The sequence below is a fragment of the Dyella flagellata genome (assembly GCF_030160275.1).
Lineage (GTDB): Bacteria > Pseudomonadota > Gammaproteobacteria > Xanthomonadales > Rhodanobacteraceae > Dyella_B > Dyella_B flagellata.
Window position 1 is genome coordinate 34,721 of record NZ_BSOA01000022.1, and the last position, 15,683, is coordinate 50,403.

At 59.6% G+C, this 15,683-nt stretch carries 17 protein-coding genes and 1 tRNA gene; 10 read left to right on the top strand and 8 right to left on the bottom strand.

The genetic code is table 11. From position 1 onward, the window contains the following. Positions 1-80 precede the first annotated feature (80 nt). From ggt to rsmD, 5 genes are all read right to left on the bottom strand, one after another. On the bottom strand, positions 81-1,796 hold the full coding sequence (gene ggt, locus QQJ96_RS12265) for a gamma-glutamyltransferase (protein WP_284332293.1): 1,716 nt from the start codon (positions 1,794-1,796) through the stop codon (positions 81-83). Then, positions 1,793-2,047 (bottom strand): YfhL family 4Fe-4S dicluster ferredoxin, encoded by a 255-nt coding sequence (locus QQJ96_RS12270; RefSeq protein WP_284332294.1) that lies wholly within the window; start codon positions 2,045-2,047, stop codon positions 1,793-1,795. Before QQJ96_RS12270 ends, ggt begins: the two co-directional genes overlap by 4 nt. Before the next feature lie 133 nt (positions 2,048-2,180). Then, positions 2,181-2,687 carry a hypothetical protein gene (locus tag QQJ96_RS12275; RefSeq protein ID WP_284332295.1) on the bottom strand — a complete coding sequence of 169 codons (507 nt, stop codon included), beginning with the start codon at positions 2,685-2,687 and terminating at the stop codon, positions 2,181-2,183. Further along, entirely contained in the window at positions 2,680-3,219 is a 540-nt protein-coding gene (gene coaD, locus QQJ96_RS12280) for a pantetheine-phosphate adenylyltransferase (RefSeq protein WP_284332296.1), read from the bottom strand. Before coaD ends, QQJ96_RS12275 begins: the two co-directional genes overlap by 8 nt. A gap of 29 nt (positions 3,220-3,248) precedes the next feature. Next, on the bottom strand, positions 3,249-3,824 hold the full coding sequence (gene rsmD / locus QQJ96_RS12285; protein ID WP_284332297.1) for a 16S rRNA (guanine(966)-N(2))-methyltransferase RsmD: 576 nt from the start codon (positions 3,822-3,824) through the stop codon (positions 3,249-3,251). Between the two features lie 74 nt (positions 3,825-3,898). On the opposite strand from rsmD, the gene ftsY reads away from it, so the two are divergent. The 6 genes from ftsY (at position 3,899) to QQJ96_RS12315 (ending at position 8,859) form a co-directional block, all read left to right on the top strand. Next, positions 3,899-4,978: a signal recognition particle-docking protein FtsY gene (ftsY, locus tag QQJ96_RS12290; RefSeq protein ID WP_284332298.1), complete on the top strand. Its 1,080-nt coding sequence runs from the start codon at positions 3,899-3,901 to the stop codon at positions 4,976-4,978. After that, positions 4,978-6,060 (top strand): AsmA family protein, encoded by a 1,083-nt coding sequence (locus QQJ96_RS12295; protein ID WP_345782707.1) that lies wholly within the window; start codon positions 4,978-4,980, stop codon positions 6,058-6,060. Before ftsY ends, QQJ96_RS12295 begins: the two co-directional genes overlap by 1 nt. Then, positions 6,057-7,106, top strand: a complete 1,050-nt coding sequence (gene mutY / locus QQJ96_RS12300) for an A/G-specific adenine glycosylase (protein ID WP_284332299.1) — start codon at positions 6,057-6,059, stop codon at positions 7,104-7,106. Before QQJ96_RS12295 ends, mutY begins: the two co-directional genes overlap by 4 nt. A 129-nt stretch (positions 7,107-7,235) precedes the next feature. Then, a complete protein-coding gene (locus QQJ96_RS12305) occupies positions 7,236-7,715 on the top strand; it encodes a hypothetical protein (RefSeq protein ID WP_284332300.1) in 480 nt (159 codons plus the stop codon). 280 nt (positions 7,716-7,995) lie between these two features. Further along, positions 7,996-8,256, top strand: coding sequence for a hypothetical protein (locus QQJ96_RS12310; protein WP_284332301.1), 261 nt, complete (start codon positions 7,996-7,998; stop codon positions 8,254-8,256). Positions 8,257-8,580: 324 nt separating this feature from the next. After that, positions 8,581-8,859 carry an oxidative damage protection protein gene (locus QQJ96_RS12315; protein WP_284332302.1) on the top strand — a complete coding sequence of 93 codons (279 nt, stop codon included), beginning with the start codon at positions 8,581-8,583 and terminating at the stop codon, positions 8,857-8,859. Positions 8,860-9,056: 197 nt separating this feature from the next. On the opposite strand, the gene QQJ96_RS12320 is transcribed toward QQJ96_RS12315, so the two are convergent. Beyond that, entirely contained in the window at positions 9,057-9,818 is a 762-nt protein-coding gene (locus QQJ96_RS12320; protein WP_284332303.1) for a hypothetical protein, read from the bottom strand. Then, a complete protein-coding gene (locus QQJ96_RS12325; protein ID WP_284332304.1) occupies positions 9,812-10,807 on the bottom strand; it encodes a hypothetical protein in 996 nt (331 codons plus the stop codon). Before QQJ96_RS12325 ends, QQJ96_RS12320 begins: the two co-directional genes overlap by 7 nt. 599 nt (positions 10,808-11,406) lie before the next feature. Between QQJ96_RS12325 and QQJ96_RS12335 the strand changes: the two genes are divergently transcribed. The 3 genes from QQJ96_RS12335 to QQJ96_RS12345 all read left to right on the top strand — a co-directional run bounded on the left by QQJ96_RS12335 (position 11,407) and on the right by QQJ96_RS12345 (position 13,100). Further along, positions 11,407-11,482: transfer RNA gene (locus QQJ96_RS12335), tRNA-Phe, on the top strand. Positions 11,483-11,796: 314 nt separating this feature from the next. Next, positions 11,797-12,105, top strand: a complete 309-nt coding sequence (gene bamE, locus QQJ96_RS12340) for an outer membrane protein assembly factor BamE domain-containing protein (RefSeq protein WP_284332305.1) — start codon at positions 11,797-11,799, stop codon at positions 12,103-12,105. Between the two features lie 59 nt (positions 12,106-12,164). Then, the gene (locus QQJ96_RS12345; protein WP_284332306.1) at positions 12,165-13,100 is read left to right on the top strand and encodes a DUF3885 domain-containing protein; all 936 of its coding nucleotides are present in this window, start codon (positions 12,165-12,167) and stop codon (positions 13,098-13,100) included. A gap of 78 nt (positions 13,101-13,178) precedes the next feature. On the opposite strand, the gene QQJ96_RS12350 is transcribed toward QQJ96_RS12345, so the two are convergent. Then, on the bottom strand, positions 13,179-13,730 hold the full coding sequence (locus QQJ96_RS12350) for a hypothetical protein (protein WP_284332307.1): 552 nt from the start codon (positions 13,728-13,730) through the stop codon (positions 13,179-13,181). Positions 13,731-14,213: 483 nt separating this feature from the next. Here QQJ96_RS12350 and QQJ96_RS12355 point away from each other — a divergent pair, with 483 nt between their 5' ends. Then, positions 14,214-15,650: a S41 family peptidase gene (locus QQJ96_RS12355; RefSeq protein WP_284332308.1), complete on the top strand. Its 1,437-nt coding sequence runs from the start codon at positions 14,214-14,216 to the stop codon at positions 15,648-15,650. Positions 15,651-15,683: the final 33 nt, after the last annotated feature.

Genomic DNA, 15,683 nt, shown 5'->3' on the forward strand with positions numbered 1-15,683 from the left:
TTGCGTAGGCTGGGATGACAATCCCAGCTCATGCATGGCAATGCTGGGATTCCATCCCAGCCTACGCTCAAATTTGGGCGCTACTGCACCTTGCCCAGACCATCATCCCTGCGCGGGTCGCTCGCCGCATCCAGCTTGTTGCTGCGCCGATCCCAGATCACCACGTTCATGAAGCCCCACGGGTCGCGTTGCCTGAACGTGTAGCCCATTTGCGTCAATTTGCTCTGCGTCGCCGCATCGAACGCACCTGGCTCGACGGTCACGACGTCAGGCATGAACTGGTGATGGAAGCGCTTCTTTGCCACCGCCTGATGCGCGTCGCCGCCATCGATGATCGCAAGCATGCCTTCCAGCACCTGCGTGATGATAGTGGAGCCACCTGGCGAGCCGATCACCGCCGTGCGATCCGGGCCGATCACGATGCTGGGCGTCATCGACGACAGCATGCGCTTGCCGGCCTCCGGCGCGTTCGCCTTGCTGCCCAGCAGGCCGTAGACGTTCGGCTTGTTCGGCACCAGCGCGAAATCGTCCATTTCGTCATTGAGCAGCACGCCGGTGTCCTTGGCCACGAACGTGGAGCCCATGGTGTAATTCACGGTGCACGTCATGGCGACCATGTTGCCGTCGGCATCGATGATCGAGAAATGCGTGGTATGCATGCCCGGATCCTGGCCGCTGGACGGCGCCAGCATCGACGAAGGCGTAGCTTTGTCCGGCAGGATGGTCTGACGCAGGCCGTCGGCGTAATACGGCGACAACAGCATGTTCAGCGGCATCTTCACGAAATCCGGATCGCCCAGATAATCGTTGTGATCGCGGAACGCGCGGCGCATCGCTTCGATCACCAGATGCACGCGGTGCGCTTCATCCAGTTTGTCCAGATTGAAGCCGGACAGGATGTTGAGAATCTCGGCAATCGCCACACCACCGGAGGACGGCGGCGGCGCGGTGATGATCTGGTAGCCGCGATAGTCGACGGTAATGGGCGTGCGCTCTTTCGCGCGGTAGGAAGCCAGGTCTTTCAGCGTCCAGTTGCCGCCGGCTGCGCGTACCGCATCGACCAGCTTCTGCGCGGTTTCGCCGCTGTAGAAACCGGCATCGCCATACTTCGCCAGCAGCTCCAGCGTGTGCGCCTGGCCCGGATCGCGCCAGATTTCGCCGGCTGCCGGCACCTTGCCGCCCGGCAGGAACTTCTCTGCCGAAGCCGGCCAGCGGCCAAGGTCCTGCTGCTCTTCCTTGATCGAATGCAGCAGGCGGTCATCCGGCTTGAACCCGTCACGAGCCGTGCGAATGGCTGGCGCCAGCGAGACGGTGAACGGCAACTTGCCGTAGTGCTTGGCCAGCCACGCCAGGCCGGCTGGCTCGCCGGGGATGCCTGCCGACAACGGCCCCTTCAACGCGGTATCGCGGTTGGGGCTGCCGTCGGGATTGAGATAGTCCTTCGGATTGACCGCGGCCGGCGCCGTTTCGCGCGCATCGATGAACACGGTGCGCTTGCTGGAAGCCACGTACATGGTGGCCATGAAGCCGCCGCCGATGCCGGAGCTTTCCGGCTCGACCACCGACAGCGTGGAAGCCACCGCGACCGCCGCGTCGAAAGCGTTGCCGCCCTTGGCCAGCACTTCGAAGCCCGCTTCCGTGGCCAGCGTGTTGGCGCTGGCAATGCCGGCATGGCCGGGGCGCTGCGCCAGCTGTACTGCTCGGGTGGACGGGGCGGGCTGATCCGCGGCGAATGCGCCGCTTGTGCCCAATAGAAAGCCACACAGCAGCACGCGCCAGCGCAATGCAAGCCTCATCCCTTGGTCTCCATCAGATGTTGGTATTTACCTTCGAGTTGCTCGCGCGATTCGGTATGCGCGGGATCGATGATGATGCATTCCACCGGACATACGACCACGCATTGCGGCTCATCGTGATGGCCGACACACTCCGTGCACAACGCGGGATCGATGACGTAGTAGTCCTCGCCGAGCGAGATCGCCTTGTTCGGGCAGACGGGTTCGCAGACGTCGCAGTTGACGCAGGTATCGAGGATCTTGAGGGACATGCCTGCCTAGTTTACATGGGCCGGCCGAAAGTTTTGCGTTAGCGGCGTAGGCTGGGATGCCAATCCCAGCTTTCCGGTGCGCTCCCGATGCTGGGATTGGCATCCCAGCCTACGCCGCCTCGATCTTGCCGGATTACATCTGCACGTAGCGGATCGTCGCATTCGTCGGCTTCAGCACGTCTTCCACGCGCTGCTGGTCGGCCTTGTCGCCGATCACGACCACGATCACGCCCTTGAACGAACCGGCCTTGGCATCCTTGAAGGCGGTGGTGACCACGTCGGCCGTCTTGCCCGAATCCGGGCCGCCGACCGCCAGCAGGTTACCCGGCAGCACGCCGCGCGCCACGATGTCCTGGATGTTGCTGAGCTGACGATCGCGGGCATCCTTGGCTTCTTCGGTGTCGCCGGCCGGCACCAGGTAGGCGTACGGCTGCGGTGCAGTCATGCCCTGCATGTTCTTCTGCATGATCTGGCCAAGGTAGGCGCCCCAGGCCTTGCTGTCGTTCGGATCGGTGGGCTTGGTCACCTGTTGCTGCTGCTGCGCCTGCTGCTGGCCGTCATTTTGCTGGTTGTTGCAGGCGGACAGGGCGATGCAGCCGGTCAACGCAAGGGCGGTGGCGATCAGAGTGAGTTTACGCATAGTTGTCCCCTTCGGTTTCGGGTTGCTTTTGTTGCCAGCGCTGCCGCATGGCTTGTTGAACCGCCGGATGCACGAAACCGGTAATGTCGCCGCCGAGGCGACCGATCTCGCGCACCAGCGAGGAAGAAATGAAGCTGTACTGCTCGGCCGGCGTCAAGAATAGCGTCTCCGCCTGCGGAATGAGATGGCGGTTCATGCTCGCCAGCTGGAATTCGTACTCGAAATCCGACACGGCGCGCAGTCCGCGAATGATCACGCCGGCGCCGAGTTCGCTCACGAGCTGGGCCAGCAGGCAATCGAAGCCGCGCACTTCCACGTTGGGCAGGTCCGCCAGTGCCAGGCGCGCCAGCGTGATGCGCTCCTGTACCGAGAAGCCCGGCCCCTTGCCCTTGTTGGGGCTTTCGGCCACGGCCACCACGATACGTTCGAACAGCGGCGCTGCGCGCGCGACGAGATCCGCGTGGCCGTTGGTGATCGGGTCGAAAGTGCCCGGATAGACGGCGAGGCGTTTATTGACCGGCGGCTGGTTCACTTAAGGAAGGCTTGCGGGCAAGGAAGGCATTAGCTTAACGGATCGTTTTGCGAGCGGCGATAGAGCGCATAACGCACCTCACCGGCGTGCCCCTCCCGATGCAGCACCCAGCTCGGCGGCAGCGCAAGCGGCTGGTCGCGCGGCGACTCCACGTAAACCTGCGCCCCCTCGGCAAGCCAGCCGCCCTGCTCCATCAGCCGTGCCAGCGGCGTCCAAAGCTGCGCGGCAAACGGCGGATCGAGAAAGGCCAGCCCATACGCCCGTGGTGTGCCCCGCAGAAACTGCGTGGCGTCCATCAGCGCCACCTCTGCAGTATCCGCCCTCAGCCGGGCGAGGTTGCCACGCAGGGCCTCCGCCAAGGCACGCTCCGGCTCGACGAACTGGACTGCTGCGGCTCCGCGCGACAGCGCCTCGATGCCGAGCGCACCCGTGCCGGCGCACAGATCGAGTGCGCGGACGCCAGTAATCGTCGGCGCCAGCCAGTTGAACAGGGTTTCGCGCACGCGCTCCGGCGTGGGCCTGAGCCCGGGCAGATCGGGCACGTTCAGGCGCGAGTTGCGCAAGTTGCCGCCGATGATGCGGATTCGACCGGGCATGGCCTTCATGCGGCGGCGGCCTCAGCGGACAGTACGGATGGGGGTGTTAGCATGTGCGGCATTGTCTTTGAATTGCTCCCCACATGCTCAAGTTCTGGAAAAAGAAACCCGCCGACCAGGGCGCCGGGGAAAACGAGGAAGTGGCTACGCCGGCAGCTGCTGAAGCTGCGCAGGCGCCTGTGCCTGAGGCACCGCCCGTGGCGGAAAGCCCCTCCCCCATCGAGCCCGCGGCCGAGGCGTCATCCGCCAAGCGAGGCTGGCGCGAGCGCCTGTCGGGCAGCAGCTTTGCGCGTGGGCTGTCTTCCTTGTTCGCCCGCCATCCCAAGCTGGACGACAGCCTGCTGGATGAACTGGAAACCACGCTGATCACCGCCGACGTCGGCATCGAAGCCAGCACCTCGCTGGTGGAAAACCTGCGCAAGCGCATGCATAAGCGCGAGTTCGCCGACGCCGACGCCCTGCTGCAGGCGCTGCGGCAGGAACTGACAGCCTTGCTCAAACCGGTGCAGAAACCGCTGGACGTCAACGGCTACAAGCCGTTCGTCGTGCTCACCGTCGGCATCAATGGCGTGGGCAAGACCACCACCATCGGCAAGCTGGCCCGCCGCTGGCGCGACGACCAACACCAGGTGCTGCTGGCCGCCGGCGACACCTTCCGCGCTGCCGCGGTCGAGCAGTTGAAGACCTGGGGCGAACGCAACCAGGTGCCGGTGATCTCGCAAGGCCAGGATGCGGATGCCGCCAGCGTGATCTTCGATGCACTGCAGGCCGCACGCTCGCGCAATGCCGACGTGCTGATCGCCGACACCGCCGGCCGCCTGCATACCCAAGGCGGCCTGATGGACGAACTGGGCAAGATCGCGCGCGTACTCAAGAAGCTCGACCCGGAAGCACCCCACGAAGTGTTGATGGTGATCGACGGCACCACCGGACAGAACGCGATCAGCCAGGTGCGCCAGTTCCGCCAGATCGTCGGCGTTACCGGCCTGGTGGTGACCAAGCTCGATGGCACTGCCAAGGGCGGCGTGGTGTTCGCGCTGGCGCGCGAGTTCGGCCTGCCGATCCGCTTTGTCGGCCTGGGCGAAACCGCGACGGACCTGCGGGTATTCGATGCAGAAGCTTATGTCGACGGTTTGCTTCCCGCCGATTTCGCGCGAGCCTGATGACGATCCCGCGTCCACTGCGACTATTGCTGATTGCCCTGGCCAGCATCATTGGCTGCGTCGTGCTGGTTGTGGTGGTGGAGCTGTACCTGCTGCTGCAACCCGATCGCTTCACCGCGATGCTGAAGCAGCAGGCGCACGAAGCGGGCTTGCAGCTCACGCTGTCCAGCCCGGCCAGCCCGACGCTGTTTCCACGCCCAGCCCTGCAACTTGAAGGCATCACGCTCACCGCCAGCAACGCGGGCGCCAACGCCATGCCCATCCTGCTGGCGGCCAACGGCCAGCTGGCACTGCCATGGAACACGGTCTTCGGGCACGAGGTGGTGATCTCGCGGATGCAGATCAACTCGCCGCGAGTGGATCTGAATGCGCTGCAAGCATGGCTGATGAATCTGCCACCGCAGTCGGCCACGGTGCCGCAACAGATTCCCCGCATCGCCACCGGCGTGCGCATCCGCAATGGCAGCGTGGTGCAGAACAACAGCGAATGGCTCAGCAATGTATCGCTCGATACCGGACGCCTTGCGCCGGGCCAGGCGTTCTGGGTCAGCCTGTCCGCCAAGGAAACCGATGGCACCCCGCTGAATTGGCAATTCTCCAGCGTGCCCAGCATTGTCGATGGCGCGCTGAAGCTGGACGCCATCGACATCCACGTTTCCGATACCAGCGCTACCACCTTGCACCTGGCCGGCCGTGCGCGCTGGATGGGTTCGACCGATGCATCCATGCAATTGCAGGGCAAATTCCATCTGGCCGGCGAAGGCGACTACGATGCCGCCATCGTGCTTGCGCCTGCCGCGCAGAACAAACCTTTGCTGTTGCACCTGAAGCTGCTCGGCGCCGACAACCACATCGATCTGGAACTGCCACCGCTCTTGCTTGCGCAGTGGTGGAACCAGCTTGCCAGTCCGCAAGGCCCCAAGTTGTCCACGCCTCCAGGCAACGGCCAGATCGACATGGCCAAGCTCGATCTAGGCAAGGTCCATATCGAAGGGCTGAGTGTGCAAACCGGCGACGCGATGCCTGCAGCGGCGGCAAGCACCGCGCCAGCTGCCACAACTCCTGTAGCACCACCGCAGTGAGTTCCTTCGCCTCCGCCCTGCTCGCCTGGTTCGATCACCACGGCCGCCACGACCTGCCCTGGCAGCATCCGCGCGATGCCTATCGCGTATGGCTGTCCGAAATCATGCTGCAGCAAACGCAGGTGGTCACGGTCATCCCCTACTTTCAGCGCTTCGTGCAGCAGCTGCCCACGCTGCACGACCTGGCCGCTGCGGATGAAGATACGGTGCTCGCGCTATGGTCGGGCCTTGGCTACTACCGTCGTGCGCGCTTTCTGCATCGCGCCGCGCAAGCGTGCGTGGAACAACATGCCGGCGAACTGCCGCGTGATTTTGATGCGCTGGCGGCACTACCCGGCATCGGCCGTTCCACGGCGGGTGCGATCCTGGCCCAGGCCTATGGGCTCAGGTTTCCCATACTCGATGGCAATGTGAAACGCGTGCTTACGCGTTATCACGGCATCGTTGGGCACCCAAGCGAGCGTGAAGTGGAGAAGCAACTCTGGCAGCGCGCAGAGGCCCACACGCCAGCAGAACGCACTGCCGACTACACGCAGGCAATCATGGACCTGGGTGCGACCATCTGTGTGCGCACGCGTCCGTTATGTGCGATGTGTCCGATGCAGACCGACTGTGTCGCACACCGCGACAATCTCACCGCGCAGCTGCCGACACCCAAGCCAGGCAAGACCATCCCCACCCGCAGTACGACCATGCTGATCCTGCGTGACAGCGATGGCCGCGTGCTGCTGCAGCGGCGCGGCCCACAAGGCGTGTGGTCGGGCCTATGGAGCCTGCCGGAAGCCGACGGCACCGACGACGCCTGGCGCGAAGCACAGCGGCATGCACGCATCGACGACGCACAATCGCTGACGCCCTTCGTGCACGTTTTCAGCCACTATCGCCTGCAAATCCAGCCTCTGTTGTTCGACGGTGCGACAACCGTTAGTGCCATCGCCGATAATGCCGACCTACGCTGGTACGCCACCACCGAGCTGCCCAAGCTGGGCCTACCTGCCCCGGTACGCTCGCTGTTGATGGCACTGCCGGAACCTACCGCGTCGTAAAGAGTTGCATTGGGGAGCCGCTGGTTGCGTTGAGCATTTCTTATGGATGAATGTCAAAGCAACGCGGACGTCCTGCACCCCATCCCTGCAGCCTCCGCCCCATCCAGCCCAGAATGAGAGCTGACGCCAATGGATCTGAATAAAGCTCAAGCAGTTTCCTTGACGCAGATGCTCGGTGAGGATGGTGAGGAGACAGAGCTATTTAACCAGGCCGCAGAGGAAGCCCGTAGCTATCTGGAGTCCTTCCATTGGTGCGACGGTGTAAGGGATGAGTACTTCTGTTACGGCATAGGCGGATTGGTCGAGATATTCCTGTTTAAGGTGTCCCGGCGGCTTGAGCAGGAGAAAGCAGTCGAAGAATGGCTTTGGGTGATTGTTGGTGACTTGCCATCTGCATACTTGGTGACAGACGACGATAAGAATCCTCACGATGCATTGTTGACTTACTGCAGTTTGATGAAGGATTGGGTAATCGCCGTTCAAGCCGGCAGTGATCTCAGTCAAGTCTATCCAGTGGACGCCGCACCCACTGAAGAAAATGCTTCGAGGCTTTCGATGAGGATAGATTTCCTCGTCGACGAAGTACTGCCGTTGCTGGCATCAGAGTAGTTTGACTAATCGCGGCAGCATTTCCCCCAGTAAGCTGACTACATCCACTTTGGCATGCCAAGCAACTTGTTTTACCATTGATGCCGGTGGCCATGGAGTGCGACTCACCATGCTTCACGCGTATATAAGACAACTGGCACGGACCTTGGCGCGATTGAGGGATGACTGGCTCAATCCAGAGTGGTTCAAGCCAAGAAATCTCGTTCAAGAATTGATGCGGCCAGGTACCAGAGCCTCACTTATGAGAGTGCTAGCCCTTATTGTTTTCGGCCTTATGTGCATGAGTGTCGCAGCAGCGCCCTTTGCCGCTTCCATTGATGTCGAGGCATTTCTTGGCATGCTGGACATAGAGATTTACGTCATCGCCGCCCTCATGGCGTTGCCACTCGCCAGGGTTCTTTCCATCTGGATAAAACCAAAGACCATCGCCTCCATAAAGCACGAATTGATGATTTTTTGGATGTGCTTTGATCGCACCTATGAGATCCCGAAAGACATGCGGGTTTTAAATGGCGATTCTTTGAACGGTGCACTGGATTAGCTGACGCGTCTGCCTGACGCCGCGGTTGAAAACTGCAGCATGGAGTCTTTCGCCAACCACCGAGCGGCCTTTGCGGCAAGACCCTTTCCTGGACACCAGCGTCTTGTCGATCCAAGACGCCGTGCCCATCCGAACCCGCCCAGCCATCGGCCTGCCTCCCCAAGTACGGCGCGACAACCGCCCATGCCTTCGCCGATAATGTCGACCTACGCTGGTACGCCACCACCGAGCTGCCCAAGCTGGGCCTGCCTGCCCCGGTACGCTCGCTGCTGATGGCGCTGCCAGAACCCACCGCGTTGTAAACAAACGAACAGAGATAGTCCGATGAGCCGTACCGTTCACTGCGCCAAGCTCGACATCGACGCCGAAGGCCTGGATTTCGCCCCCTGGCCGGGCCCGTTGGGGCAACGCATTTTCGCGGAGATTTCCAAGCCCGCCTGGCAGCAGTGGCTGGCCCACCAGACCATGCTCATCAACGAATACCGTCTCAACCCGCTGGATCCCAAGTCACGCCAGTTCCTGGGCGGGGAAATGGAGAAATTCCTGTTCGGGGGCGAGGCGAAGAAGCCCGAGGGCTACAAGCCGCCGGAAGCCGAGTCTTGACGTAACCCGCCATATCCAATTTAGCAAGCGACTGCCATGCCACGCATGGCAGCCTCCTGGCTTGGTAGTCCAAGCGCATCCCAGCTTGAGACGATAGCGAATCCCACACGCTTTAAGTCCGCGCGATGAAAATCGTCGAGGCCAGGTTGAGCCTGCGAGATATTGCTGGCCGCAACCAGCAACGCCTTATTGCACGGTCAGGCAATGCCGTAGGCTTCCGCAACTCGATCCAGTAAGGTGTCGACCGTGGTATTGATGGTCAATTGCTTTGGATCGAGATTGGGTTCGGCGCGTGCTGCGTCAATGAACCTTCGCATGTCCTCTAAAATCTTTCCTTGAATCGAGATGCTTGTATCTGGCGTTAACAGTTGAGATAGACGCAGCACGTCGTTGATGTGCTTACGGACGTTGGCAGAGTCCACCTTCTCGCCACTGTTCCTGCGCTGCGTCAATTCCATCCAGGCCGCAGCTTTTAAAGCAATGATGCGATCTTCCTTCACCAGCGGCAGTCCATCGATCACAACTCGGCCATCCATGATGAACTTGTAGTAATCATCATCCAAAAGGATGGCCGATAGGCTCGTGATGTCATCTTCGAACGGAATCGGCGTAAGAGTGCCATCGGCGATCGGATGCATCAGATCAGGCTTCCGCGCAAAAAGCTCGATCATCGCGGGGTATTTCAGATCGGTTGGCTTTTGAAAGCGATAAAAATGGCGCCTCTCGGTCGTGCTTGTTTCGCGCACCTGATACCCGCCCGCTTTGACAAATGCCCAAAATTTCTCGCCGAACGCTGGCGTTAAAACCTCGACGTGGAGAACCACGTCGAGGTCCTTAGTAGCGCGGAACTCTAGTCCTGCCTGCTCCATGACCACGGTCGACGCCGTGCCCCCGATCAAGACAAACTCCTGCGTATGTTCAGAGAATTGAGCCTTGAACAGATCGAGCCCTCTCACCATGGCAATTGCTCCTTGAGTTCGTTGATCGCAGCTTGGACTCGCTCATCGTGATGCTCGCCTAAGCTGAGGATTAGCGAAAGTGGGTCCACCGTTTTTCCTTCGCCTTGCAAAGTAGGCGAGTAATTCCACACCTGGATTACATAGGCGTCATCCGATCCAGCGGGCACCCGTTCGTTCTTAGGCGGCTGTAACTGCTTCCAATCGGCCCGCGTCATGGCATAGATCGGCATGCGTGGCTCTGCCAGCAACGTGTGCTCTGCTAGCGCGCTCAAACCAGCAAGTCGGACTCTGTTGTTAGCCTGCGGTGTGCTGAGCATCCACTCCATTCGATGGATCGGCGTGCGGAGCAGTGGCTTTGCACGCCGCCAGACCTCGGCATGCAAGCCTTTCAACGCGACGTATTGAAAGCGCCCCGTCATGTGCGCGTCCAGCAAGCCCGCTCCAACCAACTCTCGCACGGCACGGGTTACCGTCATCGGCGTATAGCCTAAGTCGATACCAACCTGTACAGCCTGCCACTCCTTCAGTCGCATCGGGTCCAGCAACAACCGAATAAGCATCGCCTGAGCTGCGGGCGCAATCGTGATCGGGTCAGTGGCGACAACCTGCCGTGCCCGCGTGCGCTCATCCAAAACCACACCTATTTCCGGCAGGTAAACCTGATTGCCAGGCACAATGAACGGGACGCGCTGCTTAATGAGTCGCTGACGTTGATAACTCGCCAAAGCGCTCGCCACATAAACCGCTCTACGTTGAGCAACCGCTTCCACTGCATCCAAGCGATTCCTGATCTCTCGGGCTGGAGCCACGATGCCGCGCTTGTCCAGAGCGAGCACAATGTCCCGCCCTGCTACCTCGATCTCGCCGAAATCGAAGGCGTCCTGCAAGTAGTAGGGGAGTTTCTTTTGTCCCTGCCACTGACGCACGTCGCTAGTCGGAAGCCCCAAGGCTTGGAGATAGGTTTGGACACGATTAGTGAGGGCATTCATGGCGCGTAGTTCAATAACATCGTAAATGCACGATAACATTAGTGATGTTATCGTGCAAATGTTATGTTATCGATGACCAATCCACCTCAAACCCCTTCAAGCCATTGATTTGGTGGTCTTTATCAAATTGCGACGACCAGGTCACGCCTGGCCATCGCATAGCGCTGAACCTGAGATCCCGGCAATCGGACAGAGCTGACCGCGCACGCGCAAGGGAAGGGACATCAAACAAATGACCGTGAGCCTCCCTCCCCCACCCCAGACAACCTCTTGCGATGGCTGCTTGCTCTGGGGCAAGGCGCTGACGTCTTGAAGATGCTTGAAGTCCCTCACTATCCGAGCCTTGAAGCACAAGCTCGTTTCTTTGAGAACAAATCGATCTTCATGCCGACTTTGGCAACGAAACGGGTGCGACCCAAACTCTAAGGGACTCCACGCCATCGATCTCACTTGGCTCCAAACGGGGAAATGGAGAAATTCCTGTTCGGGGGCGAGGCGAAGAAGCCCGAGGGCTACAAGCCACCGGAGGCTTAAGTCTTGACGTAATCGCCCACATCCGATTTAATGAGCGGCTCCCATGCAACGCATGGCAGTTTTGTGGCCGGGTAGCTCAGTTGGTAGAGCAGGGGATTGAAAATCCCCGTGTCGGCGGTTCGATTCCGTCCCCGGCCACCATTAAATCCAGCTGTTGCGTAAGAATGGGCCGAAAGGCCCTTTTCTGTTTTGGCGACAGCGCACCGTATGGTGCCCATTTGCCAAAAAGTTGATACGGCCGCCATCTGTTCATCCACCAACGGTTGAAGAGGATAGGCCCTTCTCAGATACTGCGAATAACACAACCGCCACGCCTATGCAGCAGACCAACGCTGTACGCGCAAATAGGCGGTTTTTTTTAACGCTTGCAGGGAGCAGAGCGGTGGTGGTCTTTCGACCCGTAGCGGACTAAACGTACGACGCGTGCAACAACCATCCAAATCTCAAGGGGAAATATGAAAGCGTTATTTGTCGGGCTGATGCTCTGTCTTTGTTGTTTGTCGGCACTGGCTGACACGATTACGGATGTTAAAACGGTCAACTCATTCCAACGGGGGCAAACTACGGCTGCAGAGGTGAAAGCTGTGCTTGGTAAGCCACTTCATGAGGACCACAATTCGGACGGTCGATACGTGTATGTTTACAACTACGACTTGCCAAACGTGAAAAATCCGCAATCCGCGGATAAGAAGGGGCTGATGGCACTTTTGTTCGGCACGGACGGCGTTTTCCTGGGACTTCGTGTCTATCAAACAACGCAATAGTGAGCAAAAAACACGAAGTCATATTGTTCTACTTTCGAACTCACGAGTAGGGCGCTCTTATGCCTTCTACAATACGCGCACTCGCGCTAGCCATTACCGGGGTAATTCTCCTTGCGCGTCAGGCGATAGTATTCAGTCAAGCCACCACGAGTTGTTCAAGGTGCGGAGAAGATTCAGCGCCGGATGCAGCACAGCAATGGAGCCGCCATTTCGCCATCCAGGTCAATAGTCACCGATTTCTCCAGGGCGACAAATCGGCAAAAGGACTCATCCATCTTTTCACCGATATTCCTCAGCTATGTGCCCGTTCTCGCCCAACCAGTGAAACGGGCACTGTCGGCCGACTGTTCGCTCAAGTGGATCGCTATGGTTGGGTCGCGGTAGCATCTGGCCCGTTGCGGCAGCGGCCGCTTACCTCAAACGCAGGGCATAGCGTGGAACCGTGTTCGATACTCGCTTCTTGGGAAAGCGCCTTTCCCGGCTCATTGCCGGCCGGTTATCTCTGTCGACACACCGTTTCAAGTCGGTGGCTTCGCATTCACAGCCTTCCGGGGTCGAAGCGATATGCTGAAACGGAGCGTGAGTATCAGGAGATACTTCATCGCAATTATGCGGCGGCAAGAATGCTTCTAGGTGAGCATGAAGCATGCTTCTTGGTCGTGATGCGATTTGGCGAGGATGGAGCATGGAATGAATCGGAAGCCGATGTCGCCCTTCCCAAAATAATGACCCACTTCATGCAGGCCGGAGACGAGGATGACGAAATTCATTTCTTTGGTACTCCGCTCACCTGGGGAGAGGCAAAGCATGATTCGCTCTTACGCGCAGTGGCCGATGACCGAACTGGCCGAGTGATGATTTTTAACCCGGCCCGCCGTGCGGCGTTCGCTCCCTACGACGGCGGAGCTGATCTTTTTTTCCCCACCGAGTTCGACGTGTCAGTGGCACGTAACAAATTCGGCGCTTGGCTGTCTCCTCACCCAGATGGGCTATAGGCGCTATGCCCAGCTATTCGCCCAAGTGGGCCGCTGCGACGGATTGGGGGACACTGTCCCCCGGCTCCCGCCCCAGCGTCAAAGGATGACGCATCTAGACGAGTTATTCGGCGGAGGGAGTATCACGTCGCCACCGATGGAGGTGAAATCGGCTAACCGCTGTTCGGCGAGGTTGGTGGCGGCCACCTTGAAAATGACGGCGCCCTCAGCAAGGGTTGCGGTAATCTCCAATTCGCCGGCCAGGCTCGACGTGTCTTTTACCCACACGACTCCGGTGAAACCCGTCTTCTCGCGCAGGCGGGCGATCAGTGTTCCGCCGTCAGCGGCGCCATATTTCAGCCCCGTAAAATTCCTCTTGGACTCCTTGGAGTCATCTTCCCAACGGAGCGAAAGCATCCCCACGAGGTACATTGCCGTCGCGCCTTGAGCGACCTTTCCGTATTCAGCGATGTCCGCGTCTGTGACTGCCGGGAAAGCCAACGACGCTAGGTGTAACCCCGCCAGCCCTCCCTTGACGACGCATGTGACCGTAACGCAGCTTGAGACTGCTGGATAGAGGATCCCCAACTTGTCGACCCCGTACCATTCCTGGTCCGCAGTCTTGATCCCGTTCGAGTTGAGCTTCTTCATGATGCTCTCCTTTCAGAAATGGCGCGCGATCCCGAAATCCCTGGGGAGCCGGCATCAACAGATTGACTGAACGCCTGGGGCAAAAGCCGAGGCATTATTTCATCAACTCGGCAAACGGGGCAATCGAATCCATGAAGGCGATTGAGGACACTTTTCCGCAGATTCGACCCTGACAGTTGCATCAGCGCCCATGCTTTTGCTCGTCATACCGGCGAAGACCGAGGCGCTTTTCAATAGCGAAAGCCGGTCAATCCATGGCAAGTACGAAGCTTGGATTCCGGCCTTCGCCAGAATGACGACTCGCTCTGAAACGGTATCACCCTAGTGCTTATCTACGCGGGAATGACTGCCAAAAATCGCGGGAATGCCACAGGTTCTCGCCCCTTTGATCTCCTGTTACTTACGGCACTACCGACTTTTTCGACCGCCGATGCAACCTGCTGATGCTACTGAGAGTCATGAGCTGAACTAAAGAGGTGATCAGTGCGTGCCATTCTCCGCCGAATAATTCGTATTCTCGCAGGCGTAGCCTTAACCCTGGTTTTGGTCTGGGGCGGACTGGTCCTGACGTTTCGCTTCCATTTCCACCCCTCTGCGCCGAGCGCTGATTATCCGAAGCCAACGTCTCCTCTCGAAGCACAGCGGCAAGATCTCAACTATTTCACCAAGGTGATAGCACTTGATCGCGCTTTTTCGCCGGCTGCACGGAAAGCTACCGAAGCGCGCCTCGCCGATCTGATATCCCTACCGGATGCGCTGCCATCGCCCAAGCTGCACGTAGCGCTAATGCAATTGATGGCGCTAGCCGACAATGGCCATTCTCGCGTGGCGGCGATATCCGATGAGGGCACGCGAATGGTTCCGCTGCGGGTGACACGCTTCGCGGAAGGCTACTACGTAACTCGGGCGGCTCCGGCTTATCGCGACATGCTTGGCGGTCGCGTGGACAGCATCGACGGGCACATGATCGATCAGATATTGCCGCAACTGGACACACTCAGGGGCGGCGTAGTTGGCTTCCGGCGCGAGAATGATGCGGCTTTCCTCGTTGTGCAGGATTTGCTGTACGGCCTGGGTATCGCCACAAACCCCGATGCTTCGACCTGGACCGTCACACTGCCCGACGGTCGAACCGTGACCCACCGACTGGCTGCTTATGCCAAGCGCAAGGGCGATAGCATGCCTTCCAGCGAGCGCTGGTTGTCGCCCGAGCCGAACAAGGATAGCGACGAGCCAGACTGGAGCGCTTACCACCCGCAGTCCGCGATGTTGCCGGAAACGTGGCGAGACTTCGACAATCCCTATCGTTTGTTTTCCGCCGAAGGGAGTTGTGCGAAGGTCGTGCGATTGCAGAGCATCGGGGATGCCGATGGTCAAAAAATTGCGCCATTTCTCGTCGCAACAGAGGCAGCTCTCCGTGCTACCCCACCTTGCGCCGTGATTCTCGATCTGCGTGGCGACGGTGGTGGCGACTACACCAATACTTGGCACTTCAGCCATGCATTGCCGAACTTGCTCGCACCGCGCGGCCGCATCTTCGTGCTCACCGATTCGCTGACCTTTTCTGCTGCTATCACCACGGCCGCGTTCGTCAAAGACGCTGGAGGCGATCGGGTCACTATCGTCGGCGAACCGGTCGGCGATCGCTTGTCCTTTTTCTCCGAGGGCGGCAGAGCCTGTCTACCCAACCTGAAAGTGTGTGCTTTCTACCAAACCGCGAAGCACGACTACGCGCACCCCTGCTATAGCTGGCGGGAATGCTTTTGGCTCAACTGGTTTTATCCGGTCAGGGTCAAGACGCTGCAGCCGGACTACATCGTGCCGCTCAGGTTTGAAGATTGGAACGCGGGCCGCGATGCGGCCTATGAGACAGCGCTTCGGCTAGCCGGACAAGCGCCGCTCTCGTTGAGTAAGCACTAGCGCGTAGGCTGGGATGATAATCCCAGCATCCGG

Bases quoted from the DNA above. Each gene is read 5' to 3' on its own strand.
- ggt (WP_284332293.1), bottom strand. From the start codon at position 1,796: ATGAGGCTTGCATTGCGCTGGCGCGTGCTGCTGTGTGGCTTTCTATTG.
- QQJ96_RS12270 (WP_284332294.1), bottom strand. From the start codon at position 2,047: ATGTCCCTCAAGATCCTCGATACCTGCGTCAACTGCGACGTCTGCGAA.
- QQJ96_RS12275 (WP_284332295.1), bottom strand. From the start codon at position 2,687: ATGCGTAAACTCACTCTGATCGCCACCGCCCTTGCGTTGACCGGCTGC.
- rsmD (WP_284332297.1), bottom strand. From the start codon at position 3,824: ATGAAGGCCATGCCCGGTCGAATCCGCATCATCGGCGGCAACTTGCGC.
- ftsY (WP_284332298.1), top strand. From the start codon at position 3,899: ATGCTCAAGTTCTGGAAAAAGAAACCCGCCGACCAGGGCGCCGGGGAA.
- QQJ96_RS12295 (WP_345782707.1), top strand. From the start codon at position 4,978: ATGACGATCCCGCGTCCACTGCGACTATTGCTGATTGCCCTGGCCAGC.
- QQJ96_RS12305 (WP_284332300.1), top strand. From the start codon at position 7,236: ATGGATCTGAATAAAGCTCAAGCAGTTTCCTTGACGCAGATGCTCGGT.
- QQJ96_RS12310 (WP_284332301.1), top strand. From the start codon at position 7,996: ATGAGTGTCGCAGCAGCGCCCTTTGCCGCTTCCATTGATGTCGAGGCA.
- QQJ96_RS12315 (WP_284332302.1), top strand. From the start codon at position 8,581: ATGAGCCGTACCGTTCACTGCGCCAAGCTCGACATCGACGCCGAAGGC.
- QQJ96_RS12320 (WP_284332303.1), bottom strand. From the start codon at position 9,818: ATGGTGAGAGGGCTCGATCTGTTCAAGGCTCAATTCTCTGAACATACG.
- QQJ96_RS12325 (WP_284332304.1), bottom strand. From the start codon at position 10,807: ATGAATGCCCTCACTAATCGTGTCCAAACCTATCTCCAAGCCTTGGGG.
- bamE (WP_284332305.1), top strand. From the start codon at position 11,797: ATGAAAGCGTTATTTGTCGGGCTGATGCTCTGTCTTTGTTGTTTGTCG.
- QQJ96_RS12345 (WP_284332306.1), top strand. From the start codon at position 12,165: ATGCCTTCTACAATACGCGCACTCGCGCTAGCCATTACCGGGGTAATT.
- QQJ96_RS12350 (WP_284332307.1), bottom strand. From the start codon at position 13,730: ATGAAGAAGCTCAACTCGAACGGGATCAAGACTGCGGACCAGGAATGG.